This window comes from Streptomyces sp. JLBT605, from assembly GCF_058215555.1.
Genome location: NZ_CM177087.1, coordinates 2292961 through 2310571, shown reverse-complemented (window position 1 = coordinate 2310571; position 17611 = coordinate 2292961). Strand labels below are relative to the sequence as shown.

Annotated in this window: 11 protein-coding genes; 6 read left to right on the top strand and 5 right to left on the bottom strand. The window is 73.2% G+C overall.

The features are described from left to right. Nucleotides 1–188: 188 nt before the first annotated feature. Nucleotides 189–1979 (bottom strand): MFS transporter, encoded by a 1791-nt coding sequence (locus AC4BDD_RS10355; RefSeq protein ID WP_490690704.1) that lies wholly within the window; start codon nt 1977–1979, stop codon nt 189–191. Nucleotides 1980–2278: 299 nt separating this feature from the next. Between AC4BDD_RS10355 and AC4BDD_RS10350 the strand changes: the two genes are divergently transcribed. The 3 genes from AC4BDD_RS10350 (at nt 2279) to mfd (ending at nt 9468) form a co-directional block, all read left to right on the top strand. Beyond that, the gene (locus tag AC4BDD_RS10350) at nt 2279–3067 is read left to right on the top strand and encodes an ABC transporter ATP-binding protein (RefSeq protein WP_490690703.1); all 789 of its coding nucleotides are present in this window, start codon (nt 2279–2281) and stop codon (nt 3065–3067) included. Then, nucleotides 3064–5643, top strand: coding sequence for an ABC transporter permease (locus AC4BDD_RS10345; RefSeq protein WP_490690702.1), 2580 nt, complete (start codon nt 3064–3066; stop codon nt 5641–5643). The genes AC4BDD_RS10350 and AC4BDD_RS10345 overlap by 4 nt, the downstream gene beginning before the upstream one ends. Before the next feature lie 261 nt (nt 5644–5904). After that, the gene (gene mfd / locus AC4BDD_RS10340; protein WP_490690701.1) at nt 5905–9468 is read left to right on the top strand and encodes a transcription-repair coupling factor; all 3564 of its coding nucleotides are present in this window, start codon (nt 5905–5907) and stop codon (nt 9466–9468) included. A 520-nt stretch (nt 9469–9988) separates the two neighbouring features. Here mfd and AC4BDD_RS10335 read toward each other — a convergent pair. After that, nucleotides 9989–11572, bottom strand: coding sequence for a helix-turn-helix domain-containing protein (locus tag AC4BDD_RS10335; RefSeq protein WP_490690700.1), 1584 nt, complete (start codon nt 11570–11572; stop codon nt 9989–9991). 897 nt (nt 11573–12469) lie between these two features. On the opposite strand from AC4BDD_RS10335, the gene AC4BDD_RS10330 reads away from it, so the two are divergent. From AC4BDD_RS10330 to AC4BDD_RS10320, 3 genes are all read left to right on the top strand, one after another. Then, entirely contained in the window at nt 12470–13018 is a 549-nt protein-coding gene (locus tag AC4BDD_RS10330; protein WP_490690699.1) for a hypothetical protein, read from the top strand. Nucleotides 13019–13186: 168 nt separating this feature from the next. Then, nucleotides 13187–14290 carry a Mu transposase domain-containing protein gene (locus tag AC4BDD_RS10325; RefSeq protein ID WP_490690698.1) on the top strand — a complete coding sequence of 368 codons (1104 nt, stop codon included), beginning with the start codon at nt 13187–13189 and terminating at the stop codon, nt 14288–14290. A 255-nt stretch (nt 14291–14545) separates the two neighbouring features. Then, entirely contained in the window at nt 14546–14989 is a 444-nt protein-coding gene (locus tag AC4BDD_RS10320; RefSeq protein ID WP_490690697.1) for a hypothetical protein, read from the top strand. A 219-nt stretch (nt 14990–15208) separates the two neighbouring features. Here AC4BDD_RS10320 and AC4BDD_RS10315 read toward each other — a convergent pair whose 3' ends face one another. From AC4BDD_RS10315 to AC4BDD_RS10305, 3 genes are all read right to left on the bottom strand, one after another. Beyond that, nucleotides 15209–15547: a DUF6247 family protein gene (locus tag AC4BDD_RS10315; RefSeq protein ID WP_490691728.1), complete on the bottom strand. Its 339-nt coding sequence runs from the start codon at nt 15545–15547 to the stop codon at nt 15209–15211. Beyond that, nucleotides 15544–16203, bottom strand: coding sequence for a peptide-methionine (S)-S-oxide reductase MsrA (gene msrA / locus AC4BDD_RS10310; protein ID WP_490690696.1), 660 nt, complete (start codon nt 16201–16203; stop codon nt 15544–15546). Before msrA ends, AC4BDD_RS10315 begins: the two co-directional genes overlap by 4 nt. 171 nt (nt 16204–16374) lie before the next feature. Next, complete coding sequence (locus tag AC4BDD_RS10305) at nt 16375–17475, bottom strand: tetratricopeptide repeat protein (protein WP_490690695.1); 1101 nt, start codon at nt 17473–17475, stop codon at nt 16375–16377. Nucleotides 17476–17611: the final 136 nt, after the last annotated feature.

Here is a 17611-nt window from a genome sequence, read left to right as displayed (position 1 = left end):
TGCGCGCTTCTCCGGCGCCCGGACCGCCTGCGTCCGGCCGCCGTCCGGCCTGCCTCCGCCGGGGCCGGGCGCGGCTGGGCTGGGCCTGTGCCTCTGCCCCGCCGGTCCGGACGCGGGGCCCGCCGCGTCGAGGTGGCCGACGCGCCCGCCCGGCTCGCTTCACCCGGCGCCCGCCCCGCCCACGCGGCCTACGCCTCCGCCGTGGCCGACGCCTCTGTCCCGGCCGCCCCGGCCCCGGCACCGGCGGCGCCCGCCGTACCCGGTGTGCCGGCCGTGCCGAATGGGCCCGCGGCCTGGGCCGCGCCCGCCGCGCCCGCCGCGCCAGCCGTACCCGCCGCCCCTGGCGCGGCCGACGAGGCCCGGGCCCCGGCAGCCTCCGCTACCCCCGCCACCTCCGCGGCGTTCGCCGCTTCCGCGTCCTCGCGCCAGACCGGGAAGCGGCGTGGTGCGAGCAGGAGCAGGGTCAGCAGGGCGAGGGCGCCGGCCGCGGCTGAGCCCAGGTAGACGTGGTCGATGACGGTGCCGACCGCGCGCCGCAGGTAGTCCGCGGCCTGGTCGCTGAGGCCGCCCTGGTGCTCCAGCGCGTCGGAGACGGAGTCGAGGTCGTCCGGCAGCCCGGGGCGTATCGCCTCCGGCGCCTTGTCCAGCCGGGCCGCCAGCGTGGCGTTGGCGACCGCGCCGAACAGCGCCGCGCCGACACTCTGGCCGACCTGGCGGCAGAAGAGGACGGACGCGGTCGCCGTGCCGCGCTCGGACCAGCCGACCGAGGACTGGACCCCGATGATCAGCGGCAGCTGGAAGAGGCCGAGGCCCGCGCCGAGCGCCAGCATCAGCAGTCCGAGCTGCCAGGCCGTACCGGGGTAGGGGAGCAGCGGGAACGCCAGCAGCACCATGGTGGCCACCGCGATGCCCGCGATCGCGCACCACCGGATGCCGATGCGGGTGTAGACGCGGTTGCTGAGCGCGGCGGAGATCGGCCAGCTCAGCGACATCGCCCCCAGCACCAGGCCGGCACCTATCGGCCCCAGCCCCAGCACCGACTGCGCGTACGTCGGCAGGAAGACGCTCGGCGCGATGATCAGCAACCCCAGGGCGCCGAGCGCCAGATTGACCGCCGCGATCGTCCGGCGGCGCCAGACCCAGCCGGGGATGATCGGTTCGGCGGCCCGCCGCTCGATCCACACCGTGCCCGCCACGCACACCGCCGTGAGCCCCAGCAGTGTCAGCGACGGCGCCGAAAGCCACGGCCAGGCCACCCCGCCCTGGACCAGCGCGGTCAGCAGCAGACCACCGGAGGCGAAGATGGCCAGCGCCCCGGCCCAGTCGACCCGGGGCCGCTCGCCCGGGGCGCGCACCGGCCGCGCCGGCTCGTGCAGATGGCGGGCGACCAGCCAGAGCGCCAGGCCCCCGAGGGGCAGGTTGATCAGGAAGATCCAGCGCCAGTCGGCGTAACCCGCGAGCAGCCCGCCGACGGCCGGTCCCAGCACCGAGGAGAGCGCCCACACCGAGGAGAGCCGGGCCTGTATCTTCGGGCGTTCCTTGTCCGGGTAGAGGTCGGCGGCGATGGTCTGCACGGTGCCCTGCAGCGCGCCGCCGCCCAGCCCCTGGACGATGCGGAAGGCGATCAGCGCGGCCATGTTCCACGCCATCGCGCAGAGCAGCGAACCGGCGACGAAGACGATGATCCCGGCGATCAGGACCGGCTTGCGGCCGAAGGTGTCGGAGAGTTTGCCGTACACCGGGAGGGTCACGGTGACAGCGAGCAGATAGCCGGAGAACAGCCAGGAGAAGACCGAGAAGCCGCCCAGGTCGCCGACGATCTGCGGAACGGCCGTGGCGATGATGGTGGCGTCCAGCGCGGCGAGGGCCATCGCGAGCATCAGCGCGGCGACCACCGGCCCGCGCCCGTCCGGCGGCGCGGAGGCAGGGGCCGGGAGTGCCGGGTTCGTGTCCGTCCGCCGCCGTGCGGTGCCGCCCACCTGAACGCCCCCTCCGTCACCTGCCTGTACGGCCCATGAATGACTCTAACCGTCCGACCCCTAGGGGATGTTCCGAGTTTCCTCCTACTCGCGTCTCGTACCGGCGGATGACGAGCGGCCCTCCTGAGGGCCCTACGGTTGTCATGTCCGACTCCGGACGGCCCGACCCGGGGGGTGGGGCTAGCACCCCCATGAATACGGAGCCGCGCACCATCGCGGCCACCCCGCCGCTTCCAGCAGGCTTCAGGGGGTGATCGGAGCACGGATCACCGTGCGGCAAACGACCAAGGAGACTTACCGTGACAACGGCTGTATCGATTCCCAAGACCGGGGGCAGCGGAGGGCATACGGCTGTTGCCGCCAGGGGACGCCAGGTCGTCAAGGCGTACGGCTCCGGCGAGACCCGGGTCGTCGCGCTCGACCACGTCGACGTGGACATCGCCCGCGGTCAGTTCACCGCGATCATGGGCCCCTCCGGCTCGGGCAAGTCGACCCTGATGCACTGCCTCGCCGGGCTGGACACCGTCACCTCCGGCGAGATCTACATCGACGAGACCGAGATAACCCGGCTCAAGGACAAGAAGCTCACCCAGCTGCGACGGGACCGGATCGGCTTCATCTTCCAGGCGTTCAACCTGCTGCCCACCCTCAACGCCATCGAGAACATCACCCTCCCCATGGACATCGCGGGCCGGAAGCCGGACCGCGCCTGGCTGGACCGGGTCGTGGAGACGGTGGGGCTGGCCGGACGTCTCAAGCACCGCCCCAACCAGCTCTCCGGCGGTCAGCAGCAGCGCGTCGCGGTGGCCCGCGCGCTCGCCGCCCGCCCCGAGATCATCTTCGGTGACGAGCCGACCGGAAACCTGGACTCGCGGGCCGGCGCCGAGGTGCTCGGCTTCCTGCGTCGCTCGGTGGACGAGCTGGGCCAGACCATCGTGATGGTCACCCACGACCCGGTCGCCGCCTCCTACGCCAACCGGGTGCTGTACCTCGCCGACGGCCGGATCGTCGATGAGATGTACAACCCGACCGCCGACCAGGTCCTGGACCGGATGAAGAGCTTCGACGCCCGTGGGCGGGTGTCATGACCGTCCTCAAGACCTCGATGCGCAACTTCTTCGCGCACAAGGGCCGGATGGCGCTCTCCGCCGTCGCCGTCCTGCTGTCCGTGGCGTTCGTCTGCGGCACCCTCGTCTTCACCGACACCACCAACGCCACCTTCGACAAGCTCTTCGCCGCGACCTCGCCGGACGTCACCGTCGCTCCGAAGAACGCACCCGACCCCGACGAGGTCCTAAAGACCCGGACCCCGCCGACGCTGCCCGCCTCGCAGATCGCCCAGCTCAAGGGCATCAAGGGCGTCAAGGACGTCACCGGGGAGACGTCCTCCTCCTCCATCACCGTCGTCGACAGCAACGACGAGAACATCGGCCCGACCAGCGGCGGCCCGACGATCGCCAGCAACTGGGACCGCAACGAGCTGCGCGCGGTGGAGCTGACCTCCGGCCACCCGCCGCGCGGCCCCACCGAGGTGCTGCTCGACGCCGACACCGCCGAGAAGAAGGACCTGAAGATCGGTGACCGGCTGCGGGTCATCGCCCTCCCCGGCGACTTCAACGTCAAGATCGTCGGCATCGCCACCTTCACGGTGACCAACCCCGGCTCCACCATCATCTGGCTGGACGACGCCACCGCGCAGAAGTACGTGCTCGGCGTCCCGGACGCCTACACCAGCTTCGGCCTGACCGCCCAGCCCGGCGTCAGCCACGAGCAGCTGAAGAAGGCCGTCATCGCGCAGATCGGCCCCGACTTCAAGGTGCTGACCAAGGCCGAGGCGGCCGACAAGGCCCGGGACAGCGTCGGCGACTGGCTCGACATCATGAAGTACGCGATGCTCGGCTTCGCCGGGATCGCCGTCCTCGTCGGCATCTTCCTCATCGTCAACACCTTCTCCATGCTGGTGGCCCAGCGCACCCGCGAGATCGGCCTGATGCGCGCCATCGGGTCGAGCCGCAAGCAGATCAACCGCTCGGTGCTCATCGAGGCCCTGCTGCTCGGCGTCATCGGCTCCGTCCTGGGCATCTTCGGCGGCATCGGACTGGCCATCGGACTGATGAAGCTGATGGGCGGCATGGGCCTTGAGCTGGACACCGACGAGCTGACGGTGAAGAGCTCCACCCCGATCATCGGCCTGCTCATCGGCGTCGTGGTCACCGTGATCTCCGCCTACATCCCCGCCCGCCGGGCCGGGAAGATCTCCCCGATGGCCGCGCTGCGCGACGCCGGCACCCCGGCGGACGCCCGTTCCGGCCGGATCCGGGCCGCCGTGGGCCTGCTGCTCACCGCGGGCGGCGCGGCCGCCCTGGTGATGGCCGCCGGCGCCGACAAGGCCGCCGACGGTTCGATGTTCCTGGCCGGCGGCGTGCTGCTGACCCTGATCGGCTTCATCGTCATCGGCCCGCTGCTCTCCGGCTTCCTGGTCCGGGTGCTCTCCGCGATCCTGCTGCGCGCCTTCGGCTCCGTCGGCCGGCTGGCGGAGCGCAACGCGCTGCGCAACCCGAGGCGCACCGGCGCCACCGGCTCCGCGCTGATGATCGGCCTCGCCCTGGTCGCCTGCCTGTCGGTGGTCGGCTCCTCGATGGTCGCCTCCGCCAGCGACGAGCTGGACAAGTCGGTGGGTGCGGACTTCATCATCCAGTCCGACCAGGGCATGCTCCCGATCACGGACGCCACCGCGCAGAAGGTGCACCGCGCCCAGGGCCTGGAGCACGTCACGGACCTGAAGATGTTCAAGGGCGTCCGGATCACCTCGCCGGACGGCAAGACCACCAAGAAGGAGGTGCAGGCCGCCGACCCCACCTTCGCCGAGGACCTGCGCACTCCGGTCATCTCCGGCAACCTCACCGAGGGCTTCGGTCCGGACGCCATCTCGGTGCCCGAGGGCTTCGCCGAGGACCACAAGGTCAAGCAGGGCGACACCCTCACCGTCACCCTCACGGGCGGCCGGGCGGCCAAGCTCACCGTCGCCGCCGTCACCTCCGAGGACGTCACCTTCAACAAGGGCGCGTTCTACGTCGGCATCAAGACCGCCGAGAAGTACGTCCCGGCCAAGCGGATGCCCGCCGACGACATGATGTTCGCGGCGGCCAAGGACGGGCAGGACGAGGCCGCCTACGCCTCGCTGAAGAAGGCGCTGAAGAAGACCCCGCAGATCAAGGTCCGCAACCAGACCGACTACAAGAAGCTCATGGAGGACCAGGTCGGTCAGCTGCTCAACCTGGTCTACGGGCTGCTGGGTCTGGCGATCATCGTCGCCATCCTCGGTGTGGTGAACACCCTGGCGCTGTCGGTCGTCGAGCGGACCCGGGAGATCGGCCTGATGCGCGCCATCGGCCTCTCCCGCCGCCAGCTGCGCCGCATGATCCGCCTGGAGTCGGTGGTGATCGCCCTCTTCGGCGCGCTGCTCGGCCTCGGCCTGGGCATGGCGTGGGGTGCCACCGCGCAGAAGCTGATGGCGCTGGAGGGTCTGAAGACCCTGGAGATCCCGTGGCCGACGATCATCACGGTCTTCATCGGCTCGGCCGTGGTCGGCCTCATCGCCGCCCTGGCCCCCGCCTTCCGGGCGGGCCGGATGAACGTCCTGAAGGCCATCGCCACGGACTAGGCACAACCAGGCAGGCTGCTGCCCCGGCGACGGGGTGAGCTTCGCGGCCCGGTCCGGTGCGCTCACGGGGGAGCGCACCGGACCGGGCCGCTTCGCTGTCAGCCTCCGGGCCGGCCGCCGCCTCGGCGTCCGGCCCCGGCGTCCGGCGCGGCTGTCGGTGGGGCGTCGTAGTCTGGGATACCCCGGCCCGTTTCGACGCGTCGGGCGATTCGCGTTGTCCACACCCGCACACCTGCGCCTACCTGGGACGGGAACTGCCTCATGAGCCTGCACGGTCTGCTCGACGCCGTCATCGAAGACCCCGCGCTGGCCGAGGCGGTGCGGGCCGCCGCCGACGGCGGCCGCACCCATGTCGACCTGGTGGGCCCGCCGGCCGCCCGCCCCTTCGCCATCGCGGCCGTGGCCCGGTCCACCGGGCGCACGGTGCTCGCGGTCACCGCCACCGGCCGGGAGGCCGAGGACCTGGCCGCCGCGCTGCGCAGCATGATGCCGCCGGGCCGGGAAGACTCGGTGGTGGAGTACCCGGCCTGGGAGACCCTGCCGCACGAGCGGCTGTCGCCGAGGTCGGACACCGTCGGCCGGCGGCTGGCGGTGCTGCGCCGCCTGGCGCACCCCAGCGCGGACGACCCGGCGGCCGGGCCGGTGTCGGTGGTCGTCGCCCCGGTCCGTTCCGTGCTCCAGCCGCAGGTCAAGGGGCTGGGCGAGCTGGAGCCGGTCAGTCTGCGCAGTGGGCAGACCGCCGATCTGGGCAAGGTCGTCGAGGGCCTGGCGGCCGCCGCCTACTCCCGGGTGGAACTGGTCGAGAAGCGCGGTGAGTTCGCGGTGCGCGGCGGCATCCTCGATGTCTTCCCGCCCACCGAGGAGCATCCGCTGCGGATCGAGTTCTGGGGCGACGACGTCGAGGAGATCCGCTACTTCAAGGTCGCCGACCAGCGCTCGCTGGAGGTCGCCGAGCACGGTCTGTGGGCCCCGCCCTGCCGCGAGCTGCTGCTGACGGACGAGGTCCGGGGGCGCGCCGCGGCGCTGGCCGAGGCCCACCCCGAGCTGGGCGAGCTGCTCGGCAAGATCGCCGAGGGGATCGCCGTCGAGGGCATGGAATCCCTCTCCCCGGTGCTGGTCGACGACATGGAGCTGCTCCTCGACGTGCTGCCCGAAGGCGCCATGACGGTGGTGTGCGACCCGGAGCGGGTCCGTACCCGGGCGGCCGACCTGGTGGCCACCAGCCAGGAGTTCCTCATGGCGTCCTGGGCCGCGTCCGCCGGGGGCGGCGAGGCGCCGATCGACGTCGGCGCGGCCTCGCTGCGAGGCATCGCGGACGTCCGCGACCGGGCCCGCGAGCTGGGCATGATGTGGTGGTCGGTGAGCCCGTTCGCCGCCGGCGACATCGAGCCGGACGGCAGCGGCACCGAGCTGGACGGGGATACCCTCCGCCTGGGCATGCACGCCCCCGAGAGCTACCGCGGCGACACCGCCCGCGCCCTCGCCGACACCAAGGGCTGGCTCGCCGACGGCTGGCGCACGGTCTACGTCACCGAGGGGCATGGCACCGCTGCCCGCACCGTCGAGGTGCTCGGCGGCGAAGGCATCCCGGCCCGCCTGGAGGCCGATCTCGCCGAGATCACCCCGTCCGTGGTGCAGGTCGCCTGCGGCTCCATCGACTACGGCTTCATCGACCCGGCCCGCAAGCTGGCCGTGCTCACCGAGACCGACCTGTCCGGCCAGAAGGCGGCCGGCAAGGACGCGGCCCGGATGCCCGCCCGCCGCCGCAAGACCATCGACCCGCTCACCCTCCAGGCCGGCGACTACATCGTCCACGAGCAGCACGGCGTGGGCCGCTACATCGAGATGGTGCAGCGCACCGTGCAGGGCGCCACCCGCGAGTATCTGCTCGTCGAGTACGCCCCCGCCAAGCGCGGCCAGCCCGGCGACCGACTCTACATCCCCACCGACCAGCTGGAGCAGGTCACCAAGTACGTCGGCGGGGAGGCCCCGACCCTGCACCGGCTCGGCGGCGCCGACTGGACCAAGACCAAGGCGCGCGCCAAGAAGGCGGTCAAGGAGATCGCCGCCGACCTGATCAAGCTGTACTCGGCCCGGATGGCCGCCCCCGGCCACACCTTCGGCCCCGACACACCCTGGCAGCGGGAGCTGGAGGACGCCTTCCCGTACGCCGAGACCCCCGACCAGCTCACTACCATCGCCGAGGTCAAGGAGGACATGGAGAAGTCGGTCCCGATGGACCGGCTGATCTGCGGCGACGTCGGATACGGCAAGACCGAGATCGCCGTGCGCGCGGCCTTCAAGGCCGTGCAGGACGGCAAGCAGGTCGCAGTCCTGGTGCCCACCACCCTCCTCGTCCAGCAGCACTTCGGCACCTTCTCCGAGCGCTACGCGCAGTTCCCCGTGGTGGTGAAGGCGCTCTCCCGCTTCCAGACCGACACCGAGGCCAAGGCGGTCCTGGAAGGTCTGCGGGAGGGGTCGGTCGACGTCGTCATCGGCACCCACCGGCTGTTCTCCTCCGAGACCAAGTTCAAGGACCTGGGCCTGGTCATCGTCGACGAGGAGCAGCGCTTCGGCGTCGAGCACAAGGAGCAGCTGAAGAAGCTGCGGGCCAACGTCGACGTGCTGACCATGTCCGCGACCCCGATCCCGCGCACCCTGGAGATGGCGGTGACCGGCATCCGCGAGATGTCGACCATCACCACCCCGCCGGAGGAGCGCCACCCGGTGCTCACCTTCGTCGGCCCGTACGAGGAGAAGCAGATCGGCGCCGCGATCCGGCGTGAACTGCTCCGCGAGGGCCAGGTCTTCTACATCCACAACCGGGTCGAGTCCATCGACCGGGCCGCCGCCAAGCTCCGCGAGTTCGTGCCCGAGGCGCGGATCGCCACCGCCCACGGCCAGATGTCGGAGACCGCCCTGGAGCAGGTCGTCGTCGACTTCTGGGAGAAGAAGTTCGACGTGCTGGTGTCGACCACGATCGTGGAATCCGGCATCGACATCTCCAACGCCAACACCCTGATCGTGGAGCGCGGCGACAACTTCGGCCTCTCCCAGCTGCACCAGCTGCGCGGCCGGGTCGGCCGTGGCCGCGAGCGCGGCTACGCGTACTTCCTCTACCCGCCGGAGAAGCCGCTGACCGAGACCGCCCACGAGCGGCTGGCCACCATCGCCCAGCACACCGAGATGGGCGCGGGCATGTACGTCGCCATGAAGGACCTGGAGATCCGCGGCGCGGGCAACCTCCTCGGCGGCGAGCAGTCCGGCCACATCGCCGGGGTCGGCTTCGACCTCTACGTCCGCATGGTCGGCGAGGCGGTCGCGGACTACCGCGCCTCGCTGGAGGGCGGCGTCGAGGAGGAGCCGCCGCTTGAGGTGAAGATCGAGCTGCCGGTGGACGCGCACGTCCCGCACGACTACGCCCCCGGCGAGCGGCTGCGCCTCCAGGCGTACCGGGCCATCGCCTCGGCCAACAACGAGCAGGACATCGCGGCCGTCCGCGAGGAGCTCACCGACCGGTACGGCAAGCTCCCCGAGCCGGTGGAGAACCTGCTGCTCGTCGCGGGTCTGCGGCTGCTGGCCCGTGCCTGCGGCGTCTCGGACATCACCTTGCAGGGCACCAACATCCGCTTCGGACCGGTGGAGTTGCGCGAGTCGCAGGAGCTGCGGCTCAAGCGGCTCTACCCGCGCACGGTCATCAAGCCGGCCACCGGGCAGGTGCTGGTACCGCGCCCGATGACGGCCCGGGTCGGCGGCAAGCCGGTGGTCGGGCGGGAACTGCTCGCCTGGACCGGGGAGTTCCTGACCTCGATCCTGGGTTCCTGAGGGGGTTTCCGGTGGGTCGCCGCGACGCCGCGGAGATCCACCGGACACCCATCGGGCACCCCCGCCTTCGGCGCGCCGGATGTCAGGGAAGTCGCCGCGCGACACCCCCGTGTCCGCGCTCGCGCCTGGCCCCTGACGCGTCACCGGCCCTGTTCTGCCGAGGAGGCGGACGTCAGGCGCCCGGCGGACCGGTCGGCCATGACCGCACGGCAAGGGGGGGTCCTTCAATCGTGCGGCGCTCAGGGAGATGCGAGGTCGACTTCACCAAGGGTCCGCCGGGGCGTGTCCCCGACGCTATGCCCGCCGGAGCGGCGCCGCGAGGAACACTGTGCACAGTGAAGCCCCGAGCCGGTTGCGCTGAGAACCGCGAAGGCCGGCACCGGGGCCGTGCACAGGGCCCGGTCACAGGGTCGGCCGGGCTGGGCTCACCGGCGACGCGAGGCTGTCAGGCCCCGGCTCACCGGCGGAGCGAGGGTGCCAGGCCGCGGCCCACCGGGCGGCGCAAGGCTGCCAGGCCCGGTCACAGCCGGCGCAGCGCCCGCATCGCCAGCCAGAGCTCGTACTTCGCGCTCGGGGCCCGCAGCAGCGAGCGCCCCAGCGCCTCTTCCGCCCTGGCCAGCCGCTTCCGGGCGCCGGGCAGCGAGATGCCCAGCGCGCCGGCCGCCGCCGGGAGCCGGGCGTCGGCCGCCAGCCAGGCCCGCACGGTCTCCGGGCCGGCGGTCACCTTCGCCCGCTCCAGGGGATCGAGTTGGGTCCGCGCCCAGATCCCGGCGGCCGGGGTGCCCAGTACCGCTTCCAGAGTCGCCGGCCCCCCGGGCGCGGCAGGGGCATGCCAGTGAGCCGTGGAGTGGAGCTGGAGCGCCAGCCAGGCCGCGGACTGATCGGCCAGACTGCGCCCCAGGTCCAGCCCCAGCAGGTCGTCCAGCTGCCGCATCCGGGCGGCGAGCGTGTTGCGGTGGATCTTCAGATGCAGCGTGGCGGCGCCGCCGAAGCTCAACCAGGAGCCGAGCGTGCCGAGCAGCTCCTGCGGGCCGGGGTCGGCACGCCGGGACGGGACGTGCCGCAGGCAGGGGCCCAGCAGCTCCGCCGCCCAGGCACGTCCCTCGGGGGTGGACAGCACCGAGCTGTCGGTGTGCCGTCCGAAACTGGCGCAGCCCTCGGGAGAGTTGCGCGCCACCGCCAGCGCGTGGAACGCCTGCTCGTAGCCGACCGGTGTGTCCCGCAGCGGGACCGCGGCGCTCACCCCGACCCGGCAGGAGGGGATCCGCCGGGTGATCAGCCGGTCCAGCCGCCGCTCCCGATCCGGATCATCCTCCCGACCCGTCTCCCGACCCGTCTCCCGGCCCGTCTCCCGACCCGCTTCCTGATCCGCCTCGGCGGGCACCAGCGCGACCAGATGCTGGGGACGCACCGGGCAGGGCACGATCCACGCCAGGCCGCGCGCGGCGCGCGCGATCTGCTCCGCTATCTCCCGGCGCCGATGGCCGGGGCACTCCACCACGTAGACCCGGTTGAGGCCGGGCAGCGCCCGGCCCAGCGCCGCGGCGATCCGCTGGGCGGCGGGCACGCTGCCCACCATCAGCAGATGGAGCACCGCCTCCCGGCTGTGCGCCTCGGCGAACTCCACCCGCCGCCGGTGGCGTTCGGCCTCCTCCACGCGCCAGCACAGGGCGAGGGTGCGGGCGGTGTCGGCCAGCAGCACGCTCGACGTCCGGGTGCCGTCGGCCGGTTCGACGACGGCGAGGTACGGGGACGCCCCGGCCGCTCCCTCACATCCGAGGCTGACCAGATGGACTCTGCCCGTCCGGCCCTCCGCCCCGTCCGCGCCCGCGATCGAGCCGCCCAGGACGGCCGACGGCGTGCCGCGCCGGTGCAGATCGGCGGCGGCCGAGCCGGCGAGGGCGAGCGTGCCTCCCGCGGGCGGCGCCTCCGACGCCGACGCGAGCACCTCGCCCTCCGGCCCGACCACCGCTACCACCCCCGCGGTGCGCCGGGCCAGCCACGCGATGATCTCGCGCACCGCCCGACGCCTGGCCGCCAGCCGGGCGAGCGTGAGCACGTCCTCGGCGCGGTCGCTCCGGATGTCCAAAGGCGCTGGTCGCATGGCATCTCACAGTAGTGCGTGCGGGCGTCCGCGCGGTCGGCCGTCGGCCCCGCCGTCAGCCCCGCCGTCGGCTCCCGAATCACCCTCGCCGCGCCGGCGCCGCCGAGGCCACAACACCGCAGCGTGAGCGGGGAGTTGCGGGGGGTTGCGCCCCGCTGGAGCGTTCGTGTTCGATACGGGCGTACTCCGCGCGTTTCGTGAGCCAAGGGGGAGGACCTCACCGTGACGGCGTGTGCCTCCGCTGCCACCGGCATGCGCCTGACCCGGTGTACGGCCGCCGCGAAGCGCCTGGGCCTGGTGTTGCTCCTGTTCGGCGCGCTCCTCGTCCTGTTCACGGTTCTCGCCGGACGGGCACAGGCGTCTCAGGCCCGCGGCACCACCCCTGATCCCGTCGGCGGCGGCGCGAGCGCGACGGTCCACCATGCGGCGCCACCGCAGGCGCCGCCCGCCCGATCCGCTCCGTCGGCAGGGTCGGCGCGGTCGGCGGACGCGGTGAGCGTGGTGAGCGAGGCGGCGCCGCCGGTGCGGCGTGCCCTCCCCGAGACCGCCGGGCGGTTCGGTGGGACGGCGGGCAAGGCCGGGGCCCGGAAGGCCGGTTCCGGTCCGGGTGGTGGCCTGCCGCCACCCGGAATCGGAGGCCCCGCACGGCCCGGCGTGCCGAAGGGGCTGCCGCACGGCCGGCCCGGCCCTCCCGAAGGGTTTCCGGGCGGCCCGGGCGGCCCGGGTCGCCCGGCAGGCCCGGGTGGTCTGCCCGGCCGGCCGGAGCGGCTCCCGCACGGTCTTCCCGGCCAGGCGCCCGGCCACCTCCCAAGCCACCTGCCAAGCCGTTTGCCGGGCCATCCACCAGGCCATGTGCCCGGCCATCTGCCGGCTGAACTGCCAAACCGCCTGCCTCCCGTGGAGGCGCCCGCCACCGAGGCGGGGCTGCCCGCGCCGCCGCTTCCCCCGGCCCTGTCCACGCTGCCCGGCCCGTCCGAGCCCGGCCCCGGTGACGGCGACGGCGGCCGGGCGCACCCGGTCGGCCCCTGCGGCCCGCCCGGCTCCTGCGACTCGTCCCCGGCCAAGGCGACATCCGGCGCGGACTCCGCTCCCTGCCCCGACTGCGGCCCCGGCCCCGCCCCAGCGTGGCCGTGCCCGCCGGGTGGCTGCGTACGGGCCGACGGTGGCGTGCCGGCCTTCCAGCGGCCCGCGTCTGCCGCGCACCAGGCAGCGGCCGCGCTCTCGGCCTCGCATCGCCACCCACCGGGCGGCGGGCCGCTGCCACTCGGGCCGCGCCACTTCTCCGTGGAGCCGGGCGGCGCCGATCAGACGCAGCGGATGGCCGGCCCCGCACCCGGCACCCCGGTCCGTCCGCCGAGCCGGGCCGCGCACACCGAGCCCAGGCGGCCGGACCGCGCCTGGCCGCTGCGGACCCGCCCGCACGACGTGGCCGAACTGCCGGGCTGATCCGGCCGCGCGACGAAACGCGCCGCCGCGAAACCCAAGCCCATTCCACACGGAAAGCAATCCGATGCTCCTCTGCCCTGCGCGGCCCATGCCGCCCCGCCCCGACCGCCCCGCCGACTTACCTTCCTTCCCCGCCCCTTCCCTCCCCCCTGTCTCCGTGGAGCGGCCATGAAGAAGTCGGACGAGGAAATCATCGAGATCCTGGTGGCCTACGACGCCACGGAGTGCGCGCACTCAGCCGCGCGCGTGGCCGGCTGCGATCCGAAGACCGTGCGGCGGTATGTGGCCGCGCGCGACGCCGGCCGCCCGGTGACCGGCCCGTCCCGCCGCTCCCGGGAGATCGACGCGTACATGGAGAAGATCGAGGAGTGGGTGGACCGCTCCGAGGGACACATCAGCGCCGTCCGCGCGTACCAGCGGCTGCTGGCCATGGGCTACACCGGCAGCGAACGCACCACCCGCCGTGCCGTCTCCGACGCCAAGACCCGCTGGCGGGCCGGCAACCGGCGGACCTTCCGGCCCTGGATCAGCGAGCCGGGCCTGTGGCTGCAGTTCGACTGGGGCGAGGGCCCGGCGGTGCCGGGGCCCGACGGCGAGTGGCGCCGCACCGCGCTGTTCTGCGCCTGGCTGCCCTGGTCGCGGCTGCGGGTCGTCATCCCCTGCTGGGACCGGTCCCTGGCCACGGTGACCTGCGCCCTGGACACCACGCTCCGCGCCCTGGGCGGCGCGCCGACCTATCTGCTGACCCGGCCGCGCCACCACGCCGGCATCCGGCACCCGGACCTGGTCGCGGCGGGACGGCACTACGGCACCCAGGTCCGCGTGTGCGCTCCGTACGAACCGGAGTCGGCCGGTGGCGGCAGGCTCTCCGAGGTGCGGATCGCCGCGCCGGAGCTGGTGCCCACCGAGGCGGAGCTGCGCCGGGAGTACCCGTCGTTCACGGAACTGCGCACGGACTGCGCCGCGTTCACCGAACGGAGCAACCTCCGGGCCCCGCTCGAGCGGGCCGCGGCGGAGCGCGCGCGGCTGCACCCGCTGCCTGCCGCCCCCTACACCGCCGGGCTCGGCCGCCCGGCCCAGGTCGCCGAGGACGGCACCGTCACGTTCGACGGGACGGCGTACCCGGTGCCGTCCGGTCTGGCGGGCGCCGAGGTGTGGTTACGCGCCGCGTTCGGCGAGCTGTCCGTCGTCGCCGACCTGGAGGGGCTCACCGAGATCGCCCGGCACCGGATCCGGCCGCGGGTCCTCAACGGGAGATGGACTGTCCGCTGACGCGGCATCACCGTGACCGCTGGAAAAGCGTGCTCGGTGACCGCTCGGGGCCCGGAGCGCGCGGATGCTCCGGGCCCGGCGGAAAAGGCCCTGGAGAAATACGGACAAGGCGCCGGTCGTGCCCCCGCCGGCGAATTCCGAATCCACCCCACCGCGTGATCTCCGCGACGTCCGGCCTTCCTTGACCTGCGAATTCCCCGCTGGCCAGTCTTTGCCGCGTCCGGCGACGGTCGTCGGCAATCGAACGGGAGAGTCATGAGAATTCAGCATCGCGGTGCCAAGGTGCTCGGTGTCATCGCCCTCGGCGTGCTTCCCCTGGCTGCCCTCACAACCCCGGCCTCGGCGGTCGGCAACACGGTCACCCTCACCGTCGGACCGGTGGTCGTCCCGTCCGTCCCGGTCGAGGTCTGTCTCGACGCGTCCTGCACGCCCACCACCCCGATGCTGAACGTGACCCTCAAGGCGGAGGCCACCACGGATGTCTCCGTGCAGCCGGTCGTGCTGACCAAGTCCGCCTGCCCCGACGGCCGGATAGGCGCCGCGATCAAGGTGACCTCCGACACCGCGGCCAGCGCCTCCGTCAAGGTGACCGCGACGGGCACCGGCACCGACGGCCAGCAGAAGACCATCGTGGTCGGCCCGCAGACCGTCACCGTCGACGTGCCCGGCGTGGTCGTCTCCGCCTGCACCACGGACTGACCCGCCCACCACCCCGGGGCCCGGCACACCGTGCCGGGCCCCGCCCCGTCCGCCCAACCCTCTCCGTCGGACACCTCCGAACGAGTGAGGACGGACGATTTCAGCTGTCGGCGGGGGACGATCACGGTCCGGATGGTGTCCGGGTGCCCCCACGAAGTAGAACCAGCCATCTGAGGCGTCCATACGACGCAGGCCGCCCGGTCGGGGTCCAGTCGCTGCTCACTGCGGAGGCAGGGCGAGGGCGGTGTGCGCGTCGTCCAGGATCTTGCCGATCGCGGACGCGGCGCGTCGGGCCTGCGTAGCGTCACCCGTCTCGGCGGTGTGCTCCCAGTGTCGGAGCTCCTTCGCGAGTTTCGGCTGCCGCTGGATATGGACGTAGACAGCCCACTGGGCGATGAACCGCTGGAGCGGGGCCAGGTCCGAACTCTGGCGGGACTGATCTGCGGCCTGATCCAGCTCTCGTGTGAAGGCAGGCAGCGCGACGGGTGCGATGTGCGTGATGGTCTGGCGGAGGGCCGTGACGGTGGCAGGCGGCTGGGGGGACGAGTGGCAATTCAGCCGCCGGCGGGGGCGATGCCGATCGGGCAGGAGACGCCCGTTCCGCCGATGCCGCAGTAGCCTGCCGGGTTCTTGTCGAGGTACTGCTGGTGGTACGGCTCGGCGGGGTAGAAGGGGCCGGCGGGGAGGATCTCGGTGGTGATGTCGCCGTAGCCGGAGGCGGTCAGCACGGACTGGTAGGCGGCGCGGGACGCCTCGGCCTCCTTCTGGTGCTGCTCGGAGTGGGTGTAGATCGCGGAGCGGTACTGGGTGCCGACGTCGTTGCCCTGACGGAAGCCCTGGGTGGGGTCGTGGGACTCCCAGAACAGCTTGAGCAGGGTGCCGTAGGAGACGGCGGACGGGTCGAAGACGACGCGGACGGCCTCGGTGTGGCCGGTCAGGCCGCTGCACACCTCTTCGTAGGTCGGGTTGAGCGTGTGGCCGCCCTGGTAGCCGACGAGGGTGGTCCACACGCCCGGGGCCTGCCAGAACTTCCGCTCGGCGCCCCAGAAGCAGCCCAGCCCGAAGTCGGCGACGGCCAGCCCGGCCGGGTAGGGGCCGGCCAGGGCGTTGCCCAGGACGGTGTGGCGCTCGGGGACGGAGAACTCCGGCTCTGCGCGGCCCCGGAGGGCTTCCTCGGCGGAGGGGAGGCGGTTCTCGTGCCGGCTGAACAGCATCTGGACTCCTCGCGGGCGGGATGGAGGGGGAGGGGCGACGGGCTTGGTGGCGTACGTCTGGTGGAACGTTGCGGGGTGCCGCTCGATTCCGGGCGGAGCGGAGGCCTCGGGCGTGTCCGGTGGGTGGCCGCGACGCCGCGGAGACCCGTCGGACCCCCCTGAGCCGGCCGGTCAGGGGCGGGGGAGCTGGGCGGCGGTGCCGCCGCGGCGCTCCCAGCCGGCCACCGCGACCGCGCGGTGGGCCGCGTAGGCCGATGCCGGGTCCGCGTGGAAGGACCACGGCAGCGCGCCGACGTGCCCGTCCACATGCCGCAGCTGCTCGATCGCCTCCCCGTACCGCTCGGCCTGGATCAGGAACCAGGCGAGCAGGTGCCGGACGTGCGGCGCCATCGGATGGTCGGCCGGGGCGTGGTGGACGGCGTAGCGGGCGCCCTCGATGGCCTCGGTGATCACCGCGCTCTGGAAGAGCGTGCCGACCAGGTTCACCTCGGGCAGGTGGTCGAAGACGGCGAAGAGAGGAAGGGCGGAGAGCAGGCTGCCCTCGGGCGCGGAGGCCGCCACCCTCCGGGCGAAGCTCTCGGCCTGCTCCTGCGAGCCGTGCCACTTCTGCGACCAGTAGGAGAGCGCGGCCAGGTGGGCGCCCATGTGCTGGGGCGCGAGCTCGTGCACCCTGGCCCACAGCTCCTGGAAGTCCGCCTCGCGGTAGGCCAGGCCCCGCGCGACGGCCAGCTCGATGATGAGCGGGATCGGGTCGCCGGGGGCCAGCCGGGCCGCCTCGGCACAGACCGTACGGGCCTCCTCCATGATCATCCGGAAGTCCTCGGAGGACGGGTCGCGCAGCGCCTGGACCACCAGGAACTGGGCCTGCAGCGCCGCGCCGCCCGGGTCCTCGGGAGCCTGCACCCGCCAGGTCCGCAGCCACACACCGCCCTGGCCGGGCGACTGGGCCAGCTCGTGCGCGGCGGCCCCGGCCAGGGTCTGCACGCGCTGCCAGCGCTGCTCCGAGGCGGTGTCGGTGAGGGCCAGCAGCCGGGCGGCGGACTCCCACTCCTGGCTGCCGCGGAGCTCGGAGAGCACCTCGGTCAGCCGCGGGTCGGGGCCGGGCAGCCGCGGGTCGAGGCGCTCCGCGGGCAGGAAGCCGTACGCGCTGAGGTCCTCGGCGAGCGCGCCGCCGCGCTGGACCGCCTTCCCGGCGCGCGCCCGCCGCACGGCGGGCACGACGAGCACGGCGCCGATCATGACGATGCCGATCAGGATGATGAGTAGTTCCATGACCTGTGACCCCTGTGACCTGTCCCCGTAGCGGTGGCGTGCCTGACGCTGTGCCCGACGCGCCGCCTGGTGCCGCGCCGACGCTCTGCCTCATGCTGTGCCGGTGGTGTGCTCGCAGTACAGCGTATGCAGGCCG

Bases quoted from the DNA above. Each gene is read 5' to 3' on its own strand.
- AC4BDD_RS10305 (WP_490690695.1), bottom strand. From the start codon at position 17,475: ATGGAACTACTCATCATCCTGATCGGCATCGTCATGATCGGCGCCGTG.
- AC4BDD_RS10345 (WP_490690702.1), top strand. From the start codon at position 3,064: ATGACCGTCCTCAAGACCTCGATGCGCAACTTCTTCGCGCACAAGGGC.
- AC4BDD_RS10320 (WP_490690697.1), top strand. From the start codon at position 14,546: ATGAGAATTCAGCATCGCGGTGCCAAGGTGCTCGGTGTCATCGCCCTC.
- AC4BDD_RS10335 (WP_490690700.1), bottom strand. From the start codon at position 11,572: ATGCGACCAGCGCCTTTGGACATCCGGAGCGACCGCGCCGAGGACGTG.
- msrA (WP_490690696.1), bottom strand. From the start codon at position 16,203: ATGCTGTTCAGCCGGCACGAGAACCGCCTCCCCTCCGCCGAGGAAGCC.
- mfd (WP_490690701.1), top strand. From the start codon at position 5,905: ATGAGCCTGCACGGTCTGCTCGACGCCGTCATCGAAGACCCCGCGCTG.
- AC4BDD_RS10325 (WP_490690698.1), top strand. From the start codon at position 13,187: ATGAAGAAGTCGGACGAGGAAATCATCGAGATCCTGGTGGCCTACGAC.